The 22,950-nt window shown below is 69.6% G+C and carries 20 protein-coding genes; 14 read left to right on the forward strand and 6 right to left on the reverse strand.

Annotation, left to right across the window (positions count from 1 at the left end; genetic code table 11):
* Window positions 1-126 precede the first annotated feature (126 nt).
* Together CTP10_RS25595 and CTP10_RS25600 are read left to right on the forward strand one after the other, a co-directional pair.
* On the forward strand, window positions 127-1,065 hold the full coding sequence (locus CTP10_RS25595) for a LysR family transcriptional regulator (protein ID WP_116321821.1): 939 nt from the start codon (window positions 127-129) through the stop codon (window positions 1,063-1,065).
* A complete protein-coding gene (locus CTP10_RS25600; RefSeq protein ID WP_116321820.1) occupies window positions 1,062-3,305 on the forward strand; it encodes a cation:proton antiporter in 2,244 nt (747 codons plus the stop codon). Before CTP10_RS25595 ends, CTP10_RS25600 begins: the two co-directional genes overlap by 4 nt.
* Before the next feature lie 230 nt (window positions 3,306-3,535).
* Here CTP10_RS25600 and CTP10_RS25605 read toward each other — a convergent pair whose 3' ends face one another.
* Together CTP10_RS25605 and CTP10_RS25610 are read right to left on the reverse strand one after the other, a co-directional pair.
* A complete protein-coding gene (locus CTP10_RS25605) occupies window positions 3,536-4,207 on the reverse strand; it encodes a GntR family transcriptional regulator (RefSeq protein ID WP_116321819.1) in 672 nt (223 codons plus the stop codon).
* A 3-nt stretch (window positions 4,208-4,210) separates the two neighbouring features.
* Window positions 4,211-5,965: an IlvD/Edd family dehydratase gene (locus tag CTP10_RS25610; protein WP_116321818.1), complete on the reverse strand. Its 1,755-nt coding sequence runs from the start codon at window positions 5,963-5,965 to the stop codon at window positions 4,211-4,213.
* A 259-nt stretch (window positions 5,966-6,224) separates the two neighbouring features.
* Between CTP10_RS25610 and CTP10_RS25615 the strand changes: the two genes are divergently transcribed.
* The 3 genes from CTP10_RS25615 to CTP10_RS25625 all read left to right on the forward strand — a co-directional run bounded on the left by CTP10_RS25615 (window position 6,225) and on the right by CTP10_RS25625 (window position 8,652).
* Window positions 6,225-7,271 (forward strand): Bug family tripartite tricarboxylate transporter substrate binding protein, encoded by a 1,047-nt coding sequence (locus CTP10_RS25615; protein WP_116321817.1) that lies wholly within the window; start codon window positions 6,225-6,227, stop codon window positions 7,269-7,271.
* 182 nt (window positions 7,272-7,453) lie between these two features.
* A complete protein-coding gene (locus CTP10_RS25620) occupies window positions 7,454-8,332 on the forward strand; it encodes an NAD(P)-dependent oxidoreductase (RefSeq protein ID WP_116321816.1) in 879 nt (292 codons plus the stop codon).
* A gap of 143 nt (window positions 8,333-8,475) precedes the next feature.
* A complete protein-coding gene (locus tag CTP10_RS25625; RefSeq protein ID WP_029046952.1) occupies window positions 8,476-8,652 on the forward strand; it encodes a glycine zipper 2TM domain-containing protein in 177 nt (58 codons plus the stop codon).
* A 102-nt stretch (window positions 8,653-8,754) separates the two neighbouring features.
* Here CTP10_RS25625 and CTP10_RS25630 read toward each other — a convergent pair whose 3' ends face one another.
* Window positions 8,755-9,591, reverse strand: a complete 837-nt coding sequence (locus CTP10_RS25630) for a glycosyltransferase family 2 protein (protein ID WP_116321815.1) — start codon at window positions 9,589-9,591, stop codon at window positions 8,755-8,757.
* 28 nt (window positions 9,592-9,619) lie between these two features.
* Window positions 9,620-9,880, reverse strand: a complete 261-nt coding sequence (locus CTP10_RS25635; protein WP_116321814.1) for a phosphopantetheine-binding protein — start codon at window positions 9,878-9,880, stop codon at window positions 9,620-9,622.
* 487 nt (window positions 9,881-10,367) lie between these two features.
* Here CTP10_RS25635 and CTP10_RS25640 point away from each other — a divergent pair, with 487 nt between their 5' ends.
* From CTP10_RS25640 to CTP10_RS25680, 9 genes are all read left to right on the forward strand, one after another.
* Complete coding sequence (locus CTP10_RS25640; RefSeq protein ID WP_442875141.1) at window positions 10,368-10,967, forward strand: acyl carrier protein; 600 nt, start codon at window positions 10,368-10,370, stop codon at window positions 10,965-10,967.
* A gap of 22 nt (window positions 10,968-10,989) precedes the next feature.
* Window positions 10,990-12,711, forward strand: a complete 1,722-nt coding sequence (locus CTP10_RS25645; RefSeq protein ID WP_116321812.1) for an AMP-binding protein — start codon at window positions 10,990-10,992, stop codon at window positions 12,709-12,711.
* Window positions 12,705-13,682, forward strand: a complete 978-nt coding sequence (locus tag CTP10_RS25650; protein WP_116321811.1) for an LpxL/LpxP family acyltransferase — start codon at window positions 12,705-12,707, stop codon at window positions 13,680-13,682. The genes CTP10_RS25645 and CTP10_RS25650 overlap by 7 nt, the downstream gene beginning before the upstream one ends.
* A gap of 101 nt (window positions 13,683-13,783) precedes the next feature.
* Window positions 13,784-14,380: an outer membrane lipoprotein carrier protein LolA gene (locus CTP10_RS25655; protein ID WP_116321835.1), complete on the forward strand. Its 597-nt coding sequence runs from the start codon at window positions 13,784-13,786 to the stop codon at window positions 14,378-14,380.
* Window positions 14,377-16,860, forward strand: coding sequence for an MMPL family transporter (locus tag CTP10_RS25660; RefSeq protein WP_116321810.1), 2,484 nt, complete (start codon window positions 14,377-14,379; stop codon window positions 16,858-16,860). Before CTP10_RS25655 ends, CTP10_RS25660 begins: the two co-directional genes overlap by 4 nt.
* A complete protein-coding gene (locus CTP10_RS25665) occupies window positions 16,857-17,741 on the forward strand; it encodes a polysaccharide deacetylase family protein (RefSeq protein ID WP_116321809.1) in 885 nt (294 codons plus the stop codon). The genes CTP10_RS25660 and CTP10_RS25665 overlap by 4 nt, the downstream gene beginning before the upstream one ends.
* Window positions 17,742-17,791: 50 nt before the next feature.
* Complete coding sequence (locus CTP10_RS25670; protein WP_116321808.1) at window positions 17,792-18,994, forward strand: beta-ketoacyl-[acyl-carrier-protein] synthase family protein; 1,203 nt, start codon at window positions 17,792-17,794, stop codon at window positions 18,992-18,994.
* Window positions 18,995-19,003: 9 nt separating this feature from the next.
* A complete protein-coding gene (locus CTP10_RS25675; protein ID WP_116321807.1) occupies window positions 19,004-19,804 on the forward strand; it encodes a beta-ketoacyl synthase chain length factor in 801 nt (266 codons plus the stop codon).
* Window positions 19,805-19,806: 2 nt separating this feature from the next.
* Window positions 19,807-20,301, forward strand: coding sequence for a hydroxymyristoyl-ACP dehydratase (locus CTP10_RS25680; protein ID WP_116321834.1), 495 nt, complete (start codon window positions 19,807-19,809; stop codon window positions 20,299-20,301).
* An 18-nt stretch (window positions 20,302-20,319) separates the two neighbouring features.
* Here the strand turns inward: CTP10_RS25680 and fahA are convergent, their stop codons facing one another.
* Both fahA and hmgA read right to left on the reverse strand, forming a co-directional pair.
* Window positions 20,320-21,582, reverse strand: a complete 1,263-nt coding sequence (gene fahA, locus CTP10_RS25685) for a fumarylacetoacetase (RefSeq protein WP_116321806.1) — start codon at window positions 21,580-21,582, stop codon at window positions 20,320-20,322.
* A gap of 25 nt (window positions 21,583-21,607) precedes the next feature.
* Window positions 21,608-22,927 (reverse strand): homogentisate 1,2-dioxygenase, encoded by a 1,320-nt coding sequence (gene hmgA, locus CTP10_RS25690; protein ID WP_116321805.1) that lies wholly within the window; start codon window positions 22,925-22,927, stop codon window positions 21,608-21,610.
* Window positions 22,928-22,950: the final 23 nt, after the last annotated feature.

A 22,950-nucleotide genomic window follows, 5' to 3' on the forward strand; every position in this document is an offset into this window, starting at 1 on the left:
ATTGATGAAGTCGATTCTATGGATAAAATGATCCACAAATCAGATCAATTGCACGACACGGCACGATCCGACCTGTCGTGATCTCATGTTCTCCGCGGCGCACACCGCGCCCGTCACTGCCCGACCATGAAAATCAACCTGTCGATGCGAGACATCGAGACCATGCTGGTGCTCGGCCGCACGCTCAACTACCGCCAGGCCGCCAGCCAGATGCACCTGTCGCAGTCCGCCCTGTCCACGCAGATCCTGCGCATCGAAGAATCCCTCGGCGTGCGCCTGTTCGACCGCACCACCCGCACCGTACGCCTGACCGCCGCGGGCCAGGTCTTCATGCAGCAGGCCGCGCTGCTGCAGGCGGCCTTTCGCGGCGCCATCGACGCCGTCACCGGCATTGCCAGCGCCGAGCGTGGCCAGGTGGCCGTGGCCGCGCTGCCGTCGCTGGCGGCCCGCCTGCTGCCGCGCGTGCTGATGGCCTACCACCGGGCACGCCCGGAAGTGGCGCTGAAGGTCATCGACACGCTGTCCGGCCCCGCCTTTGACCTGGTGCGCGCCGGCGAGGTGGACTTTGCCCTGACCGCGGCCGATCCCCAGCAGGCCGACCTGCACTACGAACCGTTGTTGTCCGACCGCTTCGTGCTGCTGATCCCCTTGGCGCACCCGATGGCGCGCAGCAGCGGCCCGCTGCGCTGGGCCGATACCGCCGCTGCGCCGCATGTGTCGATGACGCACCCCAGCAGCGTGCGCCAGTACGCTGAATGGGCCTTCCTCCAGAACAAGATCCGTTTCCAGCCTGTGTTCGAGGCCGAGCACCTTGCCACCATCGCGGCCATGGTCGAATGCGGCTTCGGCGTGGCGGCGCTGCCAGAAATCGCGGCCGGCACCGTGCGCCAGCCCGGCATTGTCGAGCGGCTGCTGACCGCGCCGGTGACTGAGCGCTCGATCGGGCTGGTGACCTCGCGCAACCGCACGCTGTCGCCCGCGGCCGCCGAACTGGCGGCCGCGGTTCGGGCGCAGCTGGCGCATCCCGACGCGACCAGCGCCGCTGCCGCGGAGGCCGGCGCATGAGCATCATCGTCGACATCCTGATCCTGGCCGGCGCGCTGCTGGCCATCGTCGCGGTGGTGCAGGTCGCCGCCGCGCGGCTGGTGCTGCCGGAATCGACGCTGCTGTCGGCGATCGGCATCGCCATCGGCGCGGGCTACGTCGCCATCGACGCCGCCCATCCGGACTTCGCGCGCCACTTCCTGCATCCGCTGATCGACCCGGCGCTGCCGCCCGAGGCCTACCTGTGGATCTTCCTGCCGCCGCTGCTGTTCCACGCGGCGCTGACCGCCGACGTGCGCAGCATGCTGCCCGATGCGGCGCCGATCCTGCTGCTCGCCGTGGTGGCGGTGGTGGTGGCCACCGTGATGATCGGCGTAGCCACTGCCGCGGCCAGCGGCATGCCGCTGGCGGTGTGCCTGCTGCTGGGCGCGGTGGTCGCCACCACCGACCCCGCCGCGGTGATCGCGATCTTCCGCGACGTGGGCGCGCCCGCGCGGCTGATCCGGCTGGTCGAAGGCGAGAGCCTGCTGAACGACGCCGCCGCCATCGCCATCGTCGGCGTGCTGGTGGCGATGCTGACCGGCCACGGCGCGCAGGCGACGCTGGGCGCGGGGCTGCGCGAACTGGCGTGGTCGTTCGTCGGCGGCGTGCTGTGCGGCGTGCTGGCCGGGCGGTTGCTGTCTGACCTGCTGCCGCGGCTGGCCGGGCTGGCCATGGCGGAAAGCGCGCTGACGCTGGCACTGCCCTACCCGCTGTACCTGCTGGCCGAACAGGCGCTGGGCGTGTCGGGCGTGGTCGCGGTGGTCTGCGCCGGCCTGATGGTCAGCGCGCTCGGGCCGACGCGCCTGAACCCGCCGAACTGGCGCCACCTGCGCATGATGTGGGAGCAATTCGCGGGCATTGCCGGCGCCATGGTGTTCCTGCTGGCCGCCGTGCGGGTGCCGTCGCTGCTGGCGGGCGTGACGCGCCACCACGGGTTGTTGCTGCTGATCCTGGTGGCCGCCGCGCTGGCAGCGAGGCTGGTCACGCTGTTCGGGCTGCTGCCGCTGCTGTCATGGATGCGCGCGAGCGCGCCCATCGACAATGCTTTCAAGCTGGCCATCGCCTGGGGCGGCCTGCGTGGCGCGGTCACGCTGGTGCTGGCGCTGGGCATTGCCGAAAACACCAGCCTCACGTATGAAGCACGCCACTTCGTCGCCATCCTGGCCACCGGCTTCGTGCTGGTGAGCCTGCTGCTGAACGGCACCACGCTGCGCAGCCTGATCCACCGGCTGGGGCTGGACCAGCTGTCGCCACAGGAGCGCGCGCTGCAGCAGCAGGCAATCCGGCTTTCGACCGAGGAAGTGGAGGCCATGCTGGCGCGCGTTGCCGACTCGTTCGACCTGCCGCCGGCCGCCGCGCGCGACGCCGCGCAGCATTACCGGCACGGCATCGAGCTGGGCTCGGCCGAGTTTGATTTCAATACCGCGCTGTCCGAACGCGACCGCCTCACCATCGGCCTGGTCACGCTGGCCACGCGCGAACGCGAGCTGATCCCGGAGTACGGCGACGGCGTGATCTCGGTGGCCAACCTCGACGCCATGATGCGCAACACCACGCAGATGATAGATGCCGCGCGCGAGCAGGGGCGCATTGGCTACAACCGCGCGGCGCGCCACATCCTCGACTATCACGTGGGTTTCCGCGTGGCGCTGTTCCTGCATCGCCGGCTGTCGATCGACCGTCCGCTGGCGCGCGCGCTGGCTGACCGCTTCGAGTTGCTGATCTGCCGCCAGACGGTGCTGGACCGCCTGCGCCGCTACAACCGCTCGATGCTGACGCCGGTGTTCGGCGCACGCATGGCGACGGTGCTCGACGGTGTGCTGGAGGACCGCTTCCAGGCCGCCGGCGAAGGGCTGGCCGACATGCGCGAGAAATTCGGCGATTACACCGAAGCGCTGGAACGGCGGCTGCTGATGCTGTTCGCGCTGCGCAAGGGCCGGCTCTCGCTGGAAACGATGCGTGAAGAAGCGGTGATTTCCAAGCAGGCGTTCAACCAGATCGCCCAGGCGATACAGCAGGCATGGCAAGCCAACCTGGTACGTCCGCCGCTGCGCGGCGTTCAGTCCGGAAGCCGCCAGGTCAGGCCCGGCACGCAGCCGGGCCCCCAGGCTTCAGGAAGGGTCTTTGGTACGGGTACGCGAAACGGCCATCATGATGCCGAGGCCGAGCACGATCAGGCAGGCAATGCCGATATAGACGGTCGCGAGGCCGGCCGTTGACATCGCCCACGCGATGCCGCCGACCAGGACCAGCAAGCCAATGATGTATAGCGCGAATGACATGAATCGGCTCCTTGCGGTGGTGACGCTGCTTCCAATGTAGGCAGCGCCACGCGCGCAAGGGATAGGACGATGGCGGACGACGGCGTAGGCGGGTTCTGACGTCGCTGTGATGCCGTTGCCACGCGGCGGTGGCGGCGACGCGGTCCGGCTGCGCTGTCGGGCTCCATTCAGGCAGCGCCCCGGGCCTGCTCTGCGGCGAGATAGGCATCGCGCGACGGCAGCAAGTGGCGGCGGCACAGGTCGACCAGCGCGTCGCGGTCGCCCTGCTGCAGCGCCTCGATCATGGCCCAGTGTTCCTGCCGCGCCCGCTCGCGGTAGGCCGCGGCCGCCAGCGTGCCGAAGCGGATCGGGTGGGTGCGGCGCGCATAGTCGCCGATGGCCTGCTGCAGCACGGCATTGCCAGTCAGCGCGAACAATTCGCGGTGGAAAGCCTGGTTGACGCGAAACACCGCACGCGCCTCGCCGGCGGCCACGGCCGCGTCATGCTGCTTCTGCACCGCGACCAGCGGCGCCAGCCGCGCGGCCGGCACCGGCAGGTCGATCTGCGCGGCGGCATGGCATTCCAGCATTTCGCGCAGTGCGTACAGTTCCAGCACCTCGCGCGCGGAGAACGCGCGCACCACCGCGCCGACGTTGCGCTTGCGCTCGACCACGCCGATCGCCTCCAGTCCGGCCAGCACCTGCCGCACCACATGCCGCTTGAGGCCGAAGCGCGCCATCAGGTCGTCCTCGGTCAGCCGCTCGCGCGGATGCAGTCGGCCGAAGACGATGTCTTCCTCCAGCGTGTCGACCGCCTGCTGCACGGCCCCGGCGTCGGCCTGTGGGGAGATGTCGTGCATGGCTCAGCGCTGGTGCGGCACGGAATCGATTGTCTGCGTCGCGCGCAGGAAATCGAAGTCGACGCCCTGGTCGGCCTGCGTCACGGTTTCCAGGAACAGCTTGCGGTAGCCGCGCTCGGCGCGCGGGCGCTCCACGGGCTGTGCCGCGGCGCGGCGGGCCAGTTCGGCGTCATCGACCAGCAGCGTCACTTCGCGCTCGCGCACCGACAGGCGGATGCGGTCGCCGCTCTGCACCAGCGCCAGCGGACCGCCGATGGCCGCTTCCGGCGTCACGTGCAGCACGATGGTGCCGGCCGCGGTGCCGCTCATGCGGCCATCGGAGATGCGCACCATGTCCTTGACGCCGGCGCGCGCCAGCTTGCGCGGGATCGGCATGTAGCCCGCTTCCGGCATGCCGGGCGCGCCGGTGGGCCCGATGCGCTTGAGCACCAGGATATCGTCGGCCTTGACGTCGAGGGCTTCGTCGTCGATGCGCAGCGCCATGTCCTCGGCGTTCTCGAACACCACGGCGCGGCCCTCGTGCTCCATCAGCACCGGATCGGCGGCGGACTGCTTGATGATGGCGCCGCCCGGCGCCAGGTTGCCGCGCAGCACGGCCAGGCCGCCGGCCGGGTAGATAGGGTCCGCCGCGGTGCGGATCACGTCCTGCGCGAAGGGCGGCGGCGCCGCGTCGAGTTCTTCGCCGAGCGTGCGGCCGGATACGGTCAGCGTGTCCAGGTGCAGCAGCGGGCGCAGCTCGCGCAGCAGCGTCGCCATGCCGCCCGCCTTGTGGAAATCCTCCATGTAGTGCTGGCCCGAGGGCTTGAGGTCCACCAGCACCGGCGTCTCGCGGCTCATCCGGTCCAGGCCCGCCAGGTCGATATCGATGCCGAGGCGGCCCGCGATGGCGGTCAGGTGGACGATGCCGTTGGTCGAGCCGCCGATCGCCAGCAGCACGCGCAGTGCGTTCTCGAACGCCTTGCCGGTCAGGATGCGGTCCGGCGTCAGGCGCGCCTTGGCCATCGCCACGGCCGTGGTGCCGGTGCGCTCGGCCACGCGGATGCGGTCGGCTGTCACCGCGGGCGCCGACGCCCCGCCCGCCACCATCATGCCGAGCGCCTCGGTCACGCACGCCATGGTGCTGGCCGTGCCCATCACCGAACAGGTGCCGACACTGGCCACCAGCTGGTTGTTGACATCGGCGATCTCGGCGGCATCGATCTCCTCCGCACGAAAACGGCCCCAGTAACGGCGGCAGTCCGTGCATGCGCCCACGCGCTCGCCGCGATGCGCGCCGGTAAGCATCGAGCCGGTCACCAGCTGGATCGCCGGCACCCCGGCGGAGGCCGCGCCCATCAACTGCGCCGGCACGGTCTTGTCGCAGCCGCCGATCAGCACCACCGCGTCCATGGGCTGCGCGCGGATCATTTCCTCGGTGTCCATCGACATCAGGTTGCGCAGGTACATGCTGGTCGGCGCGGAAAAACTCTCATGCACCGAGATGGTCGGGAAATCCACCGGCAGGCCACCCGCGAGCATCACGCCGCGCCGGACCGCATCGATCAGCTGCGGCGCGTTGCCATGGCAAGGGTTGTAGCTGCTGCCGGTGTTGACGATGCCGATCACCGGCCGCGACAGCGCGTCGTCGGTATAGCCCGCGCCCTTGATGAAGGCCTTGCGCAGGAACAGCGAGAAGCCGGTGTCGCCATAGTTGGTCAGGCCCTTGGCCAGGCCTTGCGGCCGGGCTGCGTCGGGCTTGCTGGGATCGTTGGCGGACATGGTCTCTATCTCCAATAAGATTATTGATAATCGATGGCCAGAAGCTTAGCGGCCAATGCAGGCGCGGCGCAAGCCCGGCACCGCGGTGGCTTAATTAATTTGAATTTCAGATCAGTCGATAGAAAAACACGACTTCATCAATCAAGAGGCGCGGCCTACACTTGGCCCCGATAACGAGCCGGGCGTCATCCGCCGGCGGCCACCCGCCGCCCGCCGATCCCATCCCATTCCAACGATTCCCCGGCACAGGAGACCCCACATGCCTGGCATTTCGCCCACGGCCTCTCGCGCCATCACTGCGCCGCGCCACACCCTTCACCGCACCCCTCGCCGCTCCATCCTGGCCGCTTCGCTTGCGTTTGCCGGCATGCTGCTCGCCCCGTTGTCGGGCTTGGCCGCGGACGCCTATCCCGCCAAGCCGATCCGGCTGGTCGTGCCCTACCCGCCCGGCGGCGCCACCGACGTGATCGGCCGCACGCTGGCCCAGCGCCTGTCCGCCTCGCTCGGCCAGCAGGTCGTGGTCGACAACCGTGCCGGCGCCGCGGGCAATATCGGCGCCGAACTGGTCGCCAAGTCGCCAGCCGACGGCTATACCCTGCTGATGGGCGCGCTCACCAGCCACGCCATCAACGCCGCGCTGTACAAGAGCCGTGTGCCGTACGACCTGGAGAAAAGCTTCGCGCCGGTGTCGATCGTCGGTACGGTGCCGCTGGTCTTCGTGGTCAATCCTTCGGTTAGCGCCAGCACTCTGCCGCAACTGGTCTCGCTGGCGAAATCCAAACCCGGCGCCATCACCTTCGCCTCGGCAGGCAACGGTTCGCCGCAGCATCTGGCCGGCGAAATGTTCAAGCGCATGGCCGGCGTGGAAATGCTGCATGTACCGTACAAAGGCAGCGGCCCGGCCATGACCGACCTGATCGGCGGGCAGGTGCTGAGCATGGTCGAGACCGTTCCCGCGGCCCAGGCCTACGTCAAGAGCGGCAAGATCCGCGCCCTGGCGGTGGCTTCGTCCGAGCGCGTCAACGCGCTGCCCGACGTGCCGACCGCCACCGAAGCCGGGCTGAAGGACTTCGAAGTCAGCTCGATGTTCGGCATCGTCGCACCGGCCGGCACGCCGGCGCCGGTGATCGACCGGCTCAGCGCCGACCTGAAGAAGATCCTGGCCGAGCCGGAGGTGCAGGCCACGCTGCTCAAGCAAGGGGCGATTGCCTCCTGGACGACGCCGGCGCAGGCGAGCACGCGGATCAAGGCGGAGGTGGGCAAGTGGAATACGGTGATCCGGGAGGCGGGGGTGAAGCCGGAGTAGGGATTCCGATTCACCAGTGATACAGGGGCATAGATGCCTCCTTAGTCACCCTGTTATGCCCCCTGTTCCGCCCTGCTGTATCTGTGCCCCGCCTGCTCTCGCCCGTATACTCTGGGGCCGGGCGCGGCCTAGCCCCGCGCCCTCACCGATTCCCCAAACAAATCAAGCAACGGAGCAGCAGCATGCGTGTCGCATTTCTCGGCCTGGGCGTCATGGGTTTCCACATGGCCGGCCACCTCGCCGCCAAGGGGCACGAGGTCACGGTCTACAACCGCACCGCCGCCAAGGCGCAGGCCTGGGTCGAAAAGTTCGGCGGCAAGGCGGCAGCCACCCCGGCACTGGCCGTGCGCGACGCGCAGGTGGTGTGCTCCTGCGTCGGCAACGACGACGACCTGCGCGCGGTGCTGACCGGCCCTGACGGCGCCTTCTTTGGCGCGCCCAGCGGCTGCATCTTCGTAGACCACACCACCGCCAGCGCCAATGTCGCGCGCGAACTCTACGCAGTCGCCAGCGAGCGCGGGCTGCATTTTGTCGACGGCCCCGTCTCCGGCGGCGAAGTCGGCGCGGAGAAAGGCATCCTGACCATCATGTGCGGCGGTGATGCCGACGTCTACGCGCGCGCCGAGCCGGTCATCGCCGCCTACGCCCGCGCGGTGACCCGCATCGGCGAGGCGGGCGCCGGGCAACTGGCCAAGATGGTCAACCAGATCAGCATTGCCGGCCTGATCCAGGGCCTGTCCGAGGCCATCGCCTTCGGTGAGCGCGCCGGACTGGACATGCCGCTGGTGCTTGACGTCATCAGCAAGGGTGCCGCCGGCTCCTGGCAACTGGAAAACCGCGGCCCCACCATGATCGACAACAAGTTCGATTTCGGCTTCGCGGTGGACTGGATGCGCAAGGACCTTGGCCTGTGCCTGGACGAGTCGCGCCGCAACGGCGCCGCGCTGCCGGTGACGGCGCTGGTCGACCAGTTCTATGCCGACTTGCAGCAGATGGGATGCGGCCGCGCCGACACATCCTCGCTGATCAAGCGCCTGCGCCAGCACGCCAGGGAAGCCTGATGTAGCGGCCGCGTCTCCTGCCGTCGTCCGATTCCTACAGCGATTTCGGCGCGTGCCGGAAGGGCCGCGGGCCGGCCCGTGCCTAAGCTGGACGCATGGGCCCGTCCATCGGGGCCGGCCCGGCAACGATGCAGGAGACCATCATGTGGAAACTCGCAGGCGCGCTCCTGATAGGCGCAAGCATGGCGTTGGCTGGCTGTACCGCGGCGGGCGCAGTGGCCGGCGGTGTGGCAGGCCATGAACTGACTGACGGCAGTACGGCCGGTACCATCGGCGGTGCCGTGGTTGGCGGTGTGATCGGGCACGAGCTGGGCAAGTAACAGCGTCGCGCTGATGGGAAACTGATGGGAAAGCAAGAAGGCCGCATTGCGCGGCCTTCTTTGCTGGCCGCCGGTACGTTGCTGGCCATCCGTACGCCGGATTCAGCGCAGGTGCCGGGGAGCAGCCTTGCCGGAAACCCGCAAGCGCCGCCACAGCAGCACCGGCAGCCGCACCAGGCAACCCGCCAGCAGCCGCAGGTGCATTCCCGTCAGCAGCAGGTTGTCACGCAGGTAGCGGAAGTGCGAGACGCCGCCTTCGCCCCGCGCAAAATAGCGGACCGGCGCGGCCACGTTGATCGGGCGGACACCACGCCAGCACAGGCGGACCGCCGCTTCGGGATCGAAGTCGAAGCGGCGCATCCAGTGCGTCTCGCGCATTACCGCGCGCAGTGGCGCGATGGGGTAGACGCGGAAACCATAGAGCGAATCGCCGATCCCGGCCCACAGTGTCTCGACATCGGTCCAGAAATTGGACATGCGCCGCCAGTAGACCCGTTCGCGGGGAGCACTGGCGTCAAATACCGGGCGGCCCAGCACCATCGCGTCCGGCTCGCGCTGCGAGATGGCCATGAACTCGGCGATCAGGTGGGCGGGGTGCTGGCCGTCCGAATCCATGACCAGCACATGGGTGAAGCCTTCGGCCGCCGCGGCTTCGATGCCGTGCAGCACAGCCGCTCCCTTGCCCTGGTTGGTGGGCAATGCCAGCACGCGCAGCGCGGGGTCGGCGGCGGCTTCGGCCTGCAACCAGTGTTCGCTGCCGTCGGTGCTGCCATCGACCACAACCCACACTGGAGCCCAGGCGGCGCGCGCCGCCTGCAGCGTGCCGCGCAGGCGCGTGCCGGGGTTGTAACTGGGGATCAGAACCAGATGGGAACGCTGCGCTGCATCGGCGTCGGCGTCGGGAGCGGACGCCGGGTGCGGCGTGGCATGCTGGGGCATGTCGCGCTCGGGTTCCCGGATAGCGTGCTCAGCTGGCGCGCTGCGCCGCGACGTAGGCGGCGAGGCTGCCGAGCGACGCGAAAATGGTCTTGTTGTCGGGGTTGTCCGAACGCAGTTCGACCCCGTACTTGCGCGACACCAGCAGGGCAATCTCCAGGATGTCGATGGAGTCCAGCCCGAAGCCTTCGCCATAAAGCGGCGTCTCGGCAGTGACGTCCTCCAGCCGCAGGTCTGCGATGTCAAGTTCGTCGATGATCAGGCGGGCGAGTTCGGTTTCGAGTTCGGTCATGTTGCAAGAGAGGGGCCGCCGCGGCACGCTGCCGGGCCGGATCGTCCCGGCGCGCCGTGGGGGCCAGCCGATGCTACCAAAGGCCCCGGTGGCGGGCTAGCCGAGAGAACTTTGGTAACAACATCAGCAGGGCTTTGGGGAATCCTGGCACCGCGTACAGGGTCTTTTAAGGTATAAAGCGTTCGCTTCGCAGCCCGACGCACGGTCAGCGGGCCCAGGTCCCGCTGACGTAAAGGGGCCGTAAAGGTACCGCGCGAAGCGCCGTTTGCTACACATGATAACGACACCAATGATGTCCTCGAGCCAACCTTCTTCACACCACGCCCGCGCCCGGCCCGTCAAGGACGCGCGGACCACTGCGACTGGCACGCCGCAGGCTCCGGCCGTGGGCCGCGGCCGCGGTTGGCTCGCGGGGGTCGCCGGGTTCGTCGCCTACGAATGCGGGCTGCATTATGCCGCCCATCGGCCGGGAGCAGAAGTCGCCGCATTGTTCCTGGGTGTCCTCCCGTTCCTTGCGCTTGGTTTCCTGGCCGCGCTACGCACGGCCGGGCGCAAGCCGGCGCTGTTTGCCCTGGTCGCCGCGTGCGCGGCGCTCTGGCTCTGGCGTGCCCCGCTGTCGCACCATTTCGGCTGGACTTACCTGCTGCAGCACGCCGGCGTCAACGTCGCGCTTGGCGTGATGTTCGGCCTGACCTTGCGCGACGGCCGCACGCCGCTGTGTGCACAGATCGCCGCGGCGCTGCATGGCGACCTGACGCCGGCGCACGCCCGCTATGCACGGCGCGTGACGCAGGGCTGGACCCTGTTCTTCGCCGCCATGGCCGGCGCGTCCACGCTGCTGTTCGTGCTGGCCCCGGTGGCAACGTGGTCGAACTTCGCCAACCTCGGCACGCCTTTGCTGATCGCCGCGATGTTCGCTGCCGAGGCGGCATGCCGCCGCATCGCCTTCCCCGACATGCGCCATGGCGGCCTGCTCGATGCGGTGCATGGCTACCGCGCCGTAATGGCGGCCCGGGCGGCCCGGGCAGCCCGGGCGGCCCGGGCCTCCCGCGCCGTGACCCCGGCCGCCACCGGGATGCCGCGCTGACGCGCGCCGCACCGCATCCGCCATGACTGCGATCCCGCTCGTCGCGCACACCTCCCCTGCCGCCATCCTCGCGTGGGTGCAGGGCCGGCCCGTCACCATGGGCAGGTTCCTGGCCGACGTGGCACAGCTTGCCGCCGCGCTGCCGGCCGGCGGCCATGTCTTCAACGCCTGCACCGACCGCTACCATTTCACCGTCGGCCTGTGCGCCGCGCTGCTGCGGGGCAAGGCCACGCTGCTGCCGTCGTCGCAAACCCCCGAGACGGTACGCCAGCTAAGCGCATTCGCGCCGGACGTCTTTTGCCTGCAGGACCAGCCGGCCGCACCGATGGCGATGCCGGTGTTCGACTACCACGAGGGCCTTCCCGTGGCAGCGGTCTCGGATGCCGACGCACGCGCCGATGTGCCGCTGATTCCTGCCGACCGGGTGCTGGCCTACGTCTTCACGTCCGGCTCGACCGGCACGCCGGTGCCCCACCGCAAGACCTGGGGCGCGATGGCCCGGGGCGCGCGTGCCGCGGCGCAACGGCTGGGCCTGGGCGACGGGCGCGAATGGACCCTGGTCGGCACAGTGCCGCCACAGCATATGTTCGGCCTCGAGGCCACCGTCATGCTGGCGCTGCAGGGCGGTGCCGCGCTGGCATCGGCACCGGCGTTCTATCCGGCTGACGTCCGCGACGCACTGGCCGCGGTGCCCGCGCCGCGCGCGCTGGTCAGCTCGCCGGTACACCTGCGCACTCTGGTGCAGGCGGACATGGCCATGCCGGCCGCCGACCTGATGCTGTGCGCCACCGCGCCGCTCGGCCGCGAGCTTGCGGCCGCGGCGGAAGCCCTGTTCCACGGCCCGCTGCGTGAAATCTACGGCAGCACCGAGACCGGCCAGCTTGCCACCCGCCGCACCGCGCAGGAAGACATCTGGACGCTGGTGCCCGGTGTCCGCCTGCTGCCGCGTGCGGCGGATGGCGGAGAAGACAATATGACATGGGCCGATGGCGGGCATATCGAACAACCGGTGCCGCTGGGCGATGCCATCGAACCGCTGGATGCCGGGCACTTCCTGCTGCACGGCCGCAAGGGCGACCTGCTCAATATCGCCGGCAAGCGCACCTCGCTGGGCTACCTTGACCACCAGCTCAATGCCATCGACGGCGTGCAGGACGGCGCTTTCTTCATGCCCGGCGACAGCCACGAAGGCGATGCACAGGGCCACGTGGTACGGCTGGTGGCAGCCGTCGTCGCGCCGGGCGTGGCGTCGGCCACGATCCTGCAGGCCCTGCGCGAGCGCATCGACCCGGCCTTCCTGCCGCGGCCACTGCTGTTCGCCGAACGCCTGCCGCGCAATGCCGCCGGCAAGCTGCCGCGCGACGCGCTGGCAGCGCTGGTGGCGCAGCTGTGCGGCGCCCGCGACGGCGCGCCCGCGCTGCCCGCCTTTGTCATCGACGCCGCCCACCCCGCCATGGCCGGCCATTTCCCCGGCAATCCGATCGTGCCCGGCGTGGTGCTGCTCGACCATGCCTTGCTGGCCCTCGGCTCAGCGCTGGGGCGGCCGCTGGTGCCCACACAGGCCGGGACCATCAAGTTCCTGAGCCCGGTGCGCCCCGGAGAACGGGTGGAGATCGAACACGACACCGAGCCAGCCACGGACGGCAGCGAACGCTTGCGCCTCACGCTGCGCAGCGCGGGACGCGAAGTGGCCAGCGGCACGCTGCAACTGCGCGGCTCCACGCCGGAGGGCGCGCCATGCTGACCTGGCTGTGGAAACGGCAGGCGCCGGTGGCGACCACGGACTGGTCCCGGCGCGAAGAACGCAGCAACATCCCGCTGCTGCGCATCATGACGTGGATCTCGCTGGCGCTGGGCCGGCCGTTCGGGCGCGTGGTGCTGCGCTTTATCGCAGCCTATTTCACGCTGTTCTCGCCAGCGGCGCGCCATGCCTCGCGCGCCTACCTGGACCGGGCGCTGGGCCGCGAGGCCAACTGGATCGACGGCTACCGGCATGTGTTCACCTTTGCCTCGACCATCCACGACCGCATCTACCTGCTCAACAGCCGCTTCGACCTGTTCGACATCCGCCTGCATGGCGAAGGCTTGCTTGAAGCCGCCATGGCGCGCGGCCGCGGCGCGATCCTGCTGGGCGCGCACCTGGGCAGCTTCGAGGTCGTGCGCGCACTCGGCCGGCAGCATCCGGACATGGAAGTCGCCATCACCATGTACGAGGAAAACGCGCACAAGCTCAACGACGTGCTGCAGTCGATCAACCCCGCCATGCGCCAGGACGTGATCGCGCTGGGCCGCTTCGACACCATGCTGCGCGTGCGCGACTACCTCGACCGCGGCTACATGATCGGCATGCTGGCCGACCGCACCTTGTCGCAGCGCGCCACCGATCCGGTGCAGCAATGCGACTTCCTCGGCGCGCCCACCGGCTTTCCGACCGGGCCGCTGCGCATGGCCGCCATGCTGCGCCGGCCGGTATTCTTCATCACCGGGCTGTATCGCGGCGGCAACCGCTACGATGTCCATTTCGTGCCGCTGGCGGACTTCTCGCAAACCGGGCGCGGCCAGCGCGAAGCCGCGGTGCAGTCGGCACTGGACGGCTACGTGCGCCTGCTGGAGAAATTCAGCCGCAAGGCGCCGTACAACTGGTTCAACTTCTATGACTTCTGGCACGCCGGCCCGCCGCTGTCCGAGCAGCCGCCGCCGGGCAACGAGCCATGAGCCATGACTTCCCGAGCGTTTTGAAAGCCTTCAACCCTGACCCGATCTTTTCCGCCAGGCGCCTGGCACGTCCGCTGCTGCCTTTGCTGCTGCCCTTGCTGATGGCAGGCGCTGCGTTCGGCATCGCGATGCCAGCCAGCGCCGCGGCACCCTCGCCAGCCGCGCCTGCCGCGGGACAGGCAGCACCCGCCTTCGGCGTCGACCAGCTGATGTCCACGCTGGCGCAGCGCAAATCGGGCCGGGTCCGCTTCACCGAGACCAAGTACATAGCGATGCTGGCCAAGCCGGTGCAGTCTTCCGGCGAACTGCTCTTCACCGCACCAGACCACCTGGAGAAGCGCACTCTATCGCCCAAGGCCGAAAACATGGTGCTCGACGGCGACATGCTGACGGTGGAACGCGACGGCAAGCGTTTCACCATGCCGCTGCAGAACTACCCAGAGCTGGCGGCCTTTATCGAAAGCATCCGCGGCACGCTCGCCGGCAACCGCCACACGCTGGAGCGCTACTACAAGCTCGGCCTCGAAGGCCGTGCCAGCCGCTGGACCTTGACGCTGACGCCGGCGGACTCGCGCATGGCGGCGGTCGTCAGCCAGGTGCGCATCGACGGCACCCAGGATGCGCTGGACCGCGTCGAGATCCGCCAGGCCGACGGCGACCGCTCCGTGATGACGATCCGCCCCGCCGGCCGCCCATGAGCGCAGCCCCCAACACCCCTCCCTCGCCCCCCTCGCCCCCCTCGGCACCGCGGCGCTTCACGCTGCCCGGCGCGCGCCTGGCGCTGGCGCTGTGGCTGGTCGCGCTGCTGGCGTGCGCGGCGGTCATCAGCCGCACCAGCTTCACCGCCGACCTGTCCGCCTTCCTGCCGCGGCTGCCCAGCGCCGAGCAGCAGTTGCTGGTCAGCCAGCTGCGCGACGGGCTGGTGTCGCGGCTGATCCTGGTCGGTATCGAAGGCGGCGACGCCGATGGCCGCGCCGCGGTCTCGCGCTCGATGGCGGCGCAGTTGCGGCGCGATCCGCGCTTCACCGCGATCCAGAACGGCGAGCCGTTGAACCAGGACGCCGACCGCAAGTACGTCTACGGACACCGTTACCTGCTCAGCCCGGCGGTCACGCCGGAGCGCTTCAGCGAGCACGGCCTGGCGCGCGCCGTGAATGATTCATTCGAGCTGCTGGCCTCGTCGGCCGGCCTCTTCACCAAGGCGCTGCTGCCGCGCGATCCCACCGGCGAGGTCGCGGCGATGCTGACGCAGCTCGACGCCGGCCAGCGCCCGCCGCTGCATGCCGGCGCCTGGGCCTCGCGCGACGGCAAGCGCGCGGTGCTGCTGGCGCAGAGCGCGGCCGCGGGTTCGGACACGGATGCACAGGCGCAGGCCATCGACGCGATCCGCGATGCCTTTGCCAAGGCCGCGGCTAACGGCCCTTACCAGCTCGCGATGACCGGCCCCGGCGTCTTCTCCGTCCAGTCGCGCGACACCATCCGGCACGACGTCGAGCGCCTGTCGACCATCGGCGTGGCCATCATCGTCACGCTGCTGCTGGCGGTCTACCGTTCGGTGCCGCTGCTGGTGCTGGGACTGGTGCCGGTGCTGAGCGGCGCGCTGGCCGGCATCGCCGCGGTCAGCCTGGGTTTTGGCGGCACCGTGCACGGGCTCACGCTGGGTTTCGGCACCACGCTGATCGGCGAGGCGGTCGATTATTCGATCTACCTGTTCGTGCAGTCGGCGCAATACACGCGCAACGGCCAGCGCGACAACCGCGCCTGGCTGGGCGGGTTCTGGCCCACGGTGCGGCTGGGCGTGCTGACCTCGGTCTGCGGCTTTGCCTCGCTGCTGCTGTCGGGCTTTCCGGGACTGGCGCAGCTCGGGCTGTATTCGATTGCCGGCCTCGCGACCGCCGCACTGGTGACGCGCTTCGTGCTGCCGCAGCTGGTGCCTGCCACGCTGCACCTGCGCGACGTGACACCGCTGGGGCGCCGCCTGGCGTGGCTGGCCGACCGCGCCCATCGGCTGCGCTGGCTGGTGCTGCTGCTGGTGGTCGCCGCGAGCGCCGTGCTGGCAACACATCGCGGCACCCTGTGGGGCCGCGAACTCGCCGCGCTGAGCCCGGTGCCGGCAAGCGACCAGGCTCTCGACGCCTCGCTGCGCGCCGACCTGGGCGCGCCCGACGTGCGCTTCCTGGTGGTGCTGTCCGGCCCCGACCAGGAAAGCGTGCTGCAAGGCGCGGAGCGCGTGGCCCGCGAACTCGACCCGCTGGTCGCGCAGAACTTTATCGGCGGCTACGAAACCCCGGCGCGCTACCTGCCCAGCGATGCCACCCAGCGCGCGCGCCAGGCCAGCCTGCCGCCGCCCACCGAACTGGCGCAGCGGCTGCGCGCGGCGATCGCCAGCCAGCCGGTGCGTGCCGACCTGTTCGCACCGTTCCTGGCCGAAGCCGAGCAGGCGCGCACCGGCCCTCTGCTGCGGCGTGAAGACCTGCGCGGCACCTCGATGGCACTGGCGGTCGATGCGCTGCTGGCGCATCGCGACGGGCGCTGGAGCGCGACGCTGCCACTGCGGGCCCCGGCCACGGCGGCGGCGCATGCCGGGCATGCCGGCGACGGCGTCGACAGCGCCGCGGTGCGCGCCGCGGTCGCCCGCGCCGACGTGCCCGATACGCTCTTCGTCGATCTGAAAGGCGAGTCCGATCGCCTCTACGGCGGCTACCTGCGCGAGGCACTGCTACTGTCGCTGGCGGGCCTGCTGGCCATCGTGGCGCTGCTGGCGATCGCGCTGCGCTCGCCGCGCCGCGTGGCGGCCACGGTACTGCCGCTGGCGGCCGCCGCGGTGGTGGTGCTGGGCGGGCTGGCGGCGCTCGGCCAGCCGCTGACGCTGCTGCACCTGGTGGGGCTTTTGCTGCTGGTGGCGGTGGGCTCGAATTACGCGCTATTCTTCAACGGCGCGGCAGCGGGCCAGTCCGGCGCGGTCAATTCCCCGCACACGCTGGTCTCCCTGCTGCTCGCGAACCTGACGACGGTGGCTGCCTTCGGGCTGCTGGCGCTGTCGAGCCTGCCGCTGCTGCAGGCATTCGGCCTGACGGTCGGGCCTGGCGCCATCCTGGCTCTGTGGTTCTCGGCCATCCTGGCGCGCCCCTCGGCCGCCGGGACCGCTGCGACTGGACAGGCCGGGAGTACGTCATGAACCGATTCTCCGCATCCGCCGGGGCCTTGCGCGACACACCGCCAAGCCGCCCCTGGCGCCCCACCCCGCTGCTCTATGGTGCCGCCGCGGTCCACGTGGCCGGCATCGGCGCCATGCTGGCGCATCCGGGCAGCATGATTCCAGCACTCGCAGGCATTGCAGCCACGCACGCGGCGCTGTGCGCCGGCGGCCTGTGGCCGCGCAGCACCTGGCTGGGGCCCAACCTGCTGCAGTTGCCGCCGACGGCACAGGATTGCGTGGCGCTGACCTTCGACGATGGCCCCAATCCGGCGCTGACGCCGCGCGTGCTCGACCTGCTCGACCAGCACGGCGCGCGCGCCACCTTCTTCTGCGTCGGCGAACGCGCAGCGGCGCATCCGGCGCTGGTGCGGGAGATCGTGCGCCGCGGCCATGCCGTGGAGAACCACAGCATGCATCACCGGCTGCACTTCTCCATCTTCGGGCCGGGCCGGATGCTGCGCGACATCAGCGCCGCCCAGCAGGTGCTGGGCGACATCACCGGGCAGGCGCCGCGCTTCTTCCGCGCGCCGGCGGGGCTGCGCAACCCGTTCCTGGAACCGGTGCTGTGCCGGCTCGGGCTGCAACTGGCGGCGTGGACGCGGCGCGGCTTCGATACCCGTTCCGGCGACATCGCGGCGCAAGTGTCCCGGCGCCTGACCGGCAAGCTCGCGGGCCGCGACATCCTGCTGCTGCACGACGGCAATCCCGGCGTCGATCCCGCCGGCAATCCGCACTGCACCGCGGCACTGCCAGGCCTGCTTGCCGCCATCGACCGAGCGGGGCTGCGCTGCGTGACGCTGCGCGCAGCGGTGGAATCAGGGCATGCCGACAGCCGTACAGGACAGTCGCCGACAAGCTGACCGGCCCCGGCTTGTTACAATTGGCCCACCCCACAAGATCGCCCAAAGCCTTGTCTCCGCTACTGCTTTCCCACTTCACGGCCACCAGCTGCATCGGTACCGGCGCCGACGCCACTTTGTCCGCACTGCGCGAGCGGCGTGGCGGCCTGGCGCCCTGCCACTTTGGCGACGTGCGCCTGGACACCTATGTCGGTGAAGTGCCGGGACTGGATGCGGTGGCGCTGCCCGCGCCCCTGTCGGATTTCGACTGCCGCAACAACCGCCTGGCATTGCTGGGGCTGGAAGCGGACAATTTCGCCGAACGCGTACGCGAAGCCGCGGCGCGCTATGGGGCGGAGCGCGTCGGTGTCTTCCTCGGCACCAGCACCGCCGGCGTGCTGCAGACGGAACTGGGCTACCGGCAACGCGATCCCGATACCGGCGCGCTGCCGGCAAGCTTCCACTACGGCGGCACGCACAACCCCTATTCCCTGCCCGGCTTCGTGCGCGAATATCTCGGCCTTGCCGGTCCCGCGGCAGCGGTTTCGTCGGCGTGCTCGTCCGGCGCCAAGGTCTTCAGCTCGGCCAGGCGCATGATCGAGGCGGGATGGATCGATGCAGCCGTCGTCGGCGGCGTCGATTCGCTGTGCCACACCACGTTATACGGTTTCAATTCGCTGGAGCTGCTGTCAAGCCAGCCATGCCGCCCGTACGACGTGGCCCGTGACGGTATCTCGATCGGCGAAGGCGCGGCATTCGGGCTGCTGGAACGCGCCCCGGCCAGACCGGAGGGCGATGCCATCCTGCTGGTCGGCATCGGCGAGTCCAGCGATGCGCACCATATGTCGACCCCACACCCGGATGGACTCGGCGCCCGCCTGGCGATGGAACAGGCCCTGGCCAGTGCCGGCATCCCGGCCGCACAGGTCGACTATGTCAACCTGCATGGCACCGCCACGCGCAGCAACGACGCCGCCGAGGCACTGGCCATGGCCGCGGTGCTGTCCGGTACGCCATGCAGTTCGACCAAGGGCGCTACCGGTCACGCGCTCGGCGCGGCCGGCGCACTGGAAGCCGTGGTCTGCGCACTGGCCTTGCGCCATGGCCTGCTGCCGGCCGGCATCAACACCACGCAGCCGGACCCGGCGCTGGGCGTGAACTACCAGCTCGTGAACCGCGACGCGCCGCTGCGCTATGCCATGAGCAATGCGTTCGGCTTCGGCGGTTCCAACTGCAGCCTGCTGTTCGCGCGTGCGGACGCGGCGCCCCACTGAGCCAGCGCCATGCCGCAACCCGTATATATCGAAAGCATCGGCCTGCTCGGCCCCGGCATGAATGGATGGGACGCATCCCGCGAGGTGCTGGCGGGCCGCGCCCCCTACGCGCATGCCCCGACCGAGCTGCCGCCGCCCGCCGGCCTGCCGCCCGCGGAGCGCCGCCGCACCGGCCCGACCGTGCGCCTGGCACTGGGCGTGGGCCAGCAGGCCGTCGCCGCCAGTGGCTGCGATGCCGCCCGGTTGCCGACGATCTTCACCTCGTCGAGCGCCGACGGCCAGAATTTCCACGCGATCTGCGAAGCGCTGGCCGAGCCGGACCCGCTGATGTCGCCGACGCGCTTCCACAACTCCGTCCACAACGCCACCGCTGGCTACTGGGCGATCGCGGCCGGCGCGATGCGCACCTCCAACGTGCTGTGCGCGATGGACGGCAGCTTCGGCGCCGGCCTGCTCGAATGCGCGCTGCAGGTGGCGGCCGATGCCGAGCCTTGCCTGCTGATTGCCTACGACACCGGCTACCCCGAGCCGCTGCACAGCCATCGGCCCATCCCCGACCCGTTCGGCGTGGCGCTGCTGATGACGCCGCGGCCGACACGGCAGGCGCTGGCACAACTCGAGGTCTCGCTGACGCAGGCGAGCGCCGACACCATGCCGGATGCCGAGCTGGAAGCGCTGCGCAAGTCGGCCCCGGCCGCGCGCGCGCTGCCCCTGCTGGCCGCCATCGCACGTGGCGACACCGGCACGGTGGTGCTCGATTACCTGGACAGGCTGCAGATCCGGGCCGACCTTGCCCGCCCGGCGCCGTGAAGCTGCCCGCGACCGTGCGCGACCGCGACTGGATCGCGGCGCGCATTCCCCACCAGGGCACGATGTGCCTGCTAGACGGTGTGCTGGACTGGGATGAAAGCGTGGTGCGTTGCGTGTCCGGCACGCATGCGCAGGCGGACAATCCGCTGCGGGCACAGGGACGCCTGGCGGCGGTCTGCGGGATCGAATACGCGGCACAGGCGATGGCCGTGCACGGCGCGCTGCTGGCTGCGCAGGAAGACAGCCCTTCGCGCCCGCGCTCCGGCTACCTGGCGTCGGTACGCAAGCTCGAAGTGCTGGTGGAGAGGCTGGACGATATCGACGCGCCGCTGCTGGTCGAAGCGCGGCGAGTCAGCGGAGAAGGCGCCAGCGTGCTGTACGCCTTCACCGTCAGCGCGGATGGCCGCACCTTGCTGTCAGGCCGGGCAGCGGTGATTCTCGATGCCGCCCGGCATGGCTCGCACGCTGGTGGAAGCGCCGGTGGAAGCGCCGGCTGATGCGCCGGCTCACGCACCTTAGCGCGCGGGCAGGATCTTGCCCGAAACCGTGCCGAAACCGACGCGGTAGCCATCGCCCTGGCAGTAGCCGGTCATGATCACGCTGTCGCCGTCCTGCAGGAAGCCGCGCTGGCTGCCATCGGTCAGCGTCACCGGCTCGGCGCCGTTGCGCGTCAGCTCCAGCATGCTGCCGTAGGAGTCCGGCGTAGTGCCCGAGATCGTGCCCGAGCCCATCAGGTCGCCCACTCGCACATTGCAGCCGGACACCGTGTGGTGCGCCAGCTGCTGCGCCATGGTCCAGTACATCGCCTTGAAATTGGTGCGGCAGATCGTGCTCGGCGCCGGCGCGCCTTCCGGCTGCAGCGCGACTTCCAGTGCGATGTCATAGGCATTCCTGGCCTGCTGCTGCAGGTACGGCAGCGGCTGCGGCGATTGCTCGGGATTGTCGCGGCGGAACGGTTCGAGCGCATCCATCGTCACCACCCACGGCGAGATCGAGGTGCCGAAGCCCTTACTGTTGAACGGCCCCAGCGGCACGTATTCCCACTGCTGGATATCGCGCGCGCTCCAGTCGTTGAGCAGCACCAGGCCGAACATATGCGCCGGCGCATCGGCGGTGCTGACGGGTTCGCCCAGCGCCGATTCCTTGCCGACGATAAAGCCCATCTCCAGTTCGAAATCCAGCTTGCGGCAGGCGCTGAACACCGGGCGCGCTTCGTTCGGCAGCTTGATCTGGCCGTTCGGGCGATGCAGCGACGTGCCGCTCACCACCACCGAGCTGGCGCGGCCGTTGTAGCCGATCGGGATTTCCAGCCAGTTCGGCAGCAGCGCGTTGTCCGGGTCGCGGAACATGCGGCCGACGTTGGTAGCGTGTTCCTTCGACGAATAGAAGTCGGTGTATCCGGGGATGTCCACCGGCAGGTGCAGCGTGGCGGCGGACATCGGCACCAGCGCCTTGTCGCGCAGCGCGGCGTTGTCGCGCAGCGCGGCGTCTTCGCCGGACAACAGCGCGCTCAGGCGCTTGCGGGTCTCGGTCCAGGCCGGCTTGCCGAGCGAGATGAAGCGGTTCAACGTCGCTGCGGCGAACGTGCCCTTGGCCGCGGCGGGCAGCAGGCCGGCGTCATCGAGCGCGGCCAGGTCGAGGACCTGGTCGCCGATGGCAACGCCGACGCGCGGCGACTGGCCTTTGACGGAGAACACGCCGTAGGGCAGGTTCTGCAGCGGGAAGTGGGTCTGGCCGTCGTTGGCGCTGTCGATCCAGCTGGTTTGGGGGGCGGTCATGGGGTGGCTCCAGAATTTATCGGGTTCAGCGGACGTTCGGGTTGAAATGCTTCTTCAGGCCTTGCCAGCAGGTGTAGTACTCCTGCTGCAGCGAGGCCGACTGCGCCGCGTACGGCGTCGGGCGGATCACGCCCGGCGTCTCGAACATGAAGGCCATCGTGTTTTCGATGTGGTGCGGCGTCGAGGTATCGGCGGCGCTGGCCTTCTCGAAGGTCTCGGCATCGGGGCCGTGGCCGCTCATGCAGTTATGCAGGCTGGCGCCGCCCGGCGCGAAGCCCTCGGCCTTGGCGTCGTACACGCCGGCGATCAGGCCCATGAATTCGCTGGCGATATTGCGGTGGAACCAGGGCGGACGGAACGAGTCCTGCATCGCCAGCCAGCGCGGCCCGAAGATGACGAAGTCGATGGTATCCACGCCCGGCGTGTCCGACGGCGATTGCAGCACCAGGAAGATCGACGGGTCCGGGTGGTCGAAGCTGATCGAGCCGATGGTGTTGAAGCGGCGCAGGTCGTACTTGTACGGCACGTAGTTGCCGTGCCAGGCCACCACGTCCAGCGGCGAATGGCCGATCTCCGCGCGCCACAGGTTGCCCTGGAACTTGGCCACCAGCTCGAAATCGCCCTCGCGGTCTTCATAGCTGGCCACCGGCGACAGGAAGTCGCGCGGGTTGGCCAGGCCGTTGGAGCCGATCACGCCCAGGTCGGGCAGCTTGAACAGCGCGCCGTAGTTCTCGCAGATATAGCCACGCGCCTCGCCGTCCGGCAGCTCGACGCGGAAACGCACGCCGCGCGGGATCACGACGATTTCCTGCGGTTCGACTTCCAGGCGGCCCAGCTCGGTCACCATCAGCAGGCGCCCTTGCTGCGGCACGATCAGCATCTCGCCATCGGCGTTGTAGAAGAAGCGGTCGTGCATCGACTGGTTGGCCAGGTACAGGTGGATGCCGCAGCCGCTCATTGCTTCCGGGCCGCCGTTGCCGGCCATGGTGACGATGCCGTCGATGAAATCGGTCGGCACCGACGGCATCGCCGGCGGGCTCCAGCGCATCTGGTTCGGTGACGCCGGCACCTGGTCGAAGCGGCTCAGGAAGCGCGACTGCTCGACCTGCGTGAACGGCATGTGCATCGACGCCGGGCGGATGCGGTACAGCCACGAGCGCCGGTTATGCGCGCGCGGCGCAGTGAAGGCGGTGCCGGACAACTGCTCGGCATAGAGGCCATAAGGCGCGCGCTGCGGCGAGTTCTGGCCCACGGGCAGCGCACCGGGCAGCGCCTCGGTGGCGAATTCGTTGGCGAAGCCGGACATGTAGCCGTGCTCGGCGAGCTGGGTGTGCGTGAGGTTCATGGTGTCGTCAGCGTTGCGGGTGT

The sequence above is a fragment of the Cupriavidus sp. P-10 genome (genome assembly GCF_003402535.2).
Taxonomy (GTDB): Bacteria; Pseudomonadota; Gammaproteobacteria; order Burkholderiales; family Burkholderiaceae; genus Cupriavidus.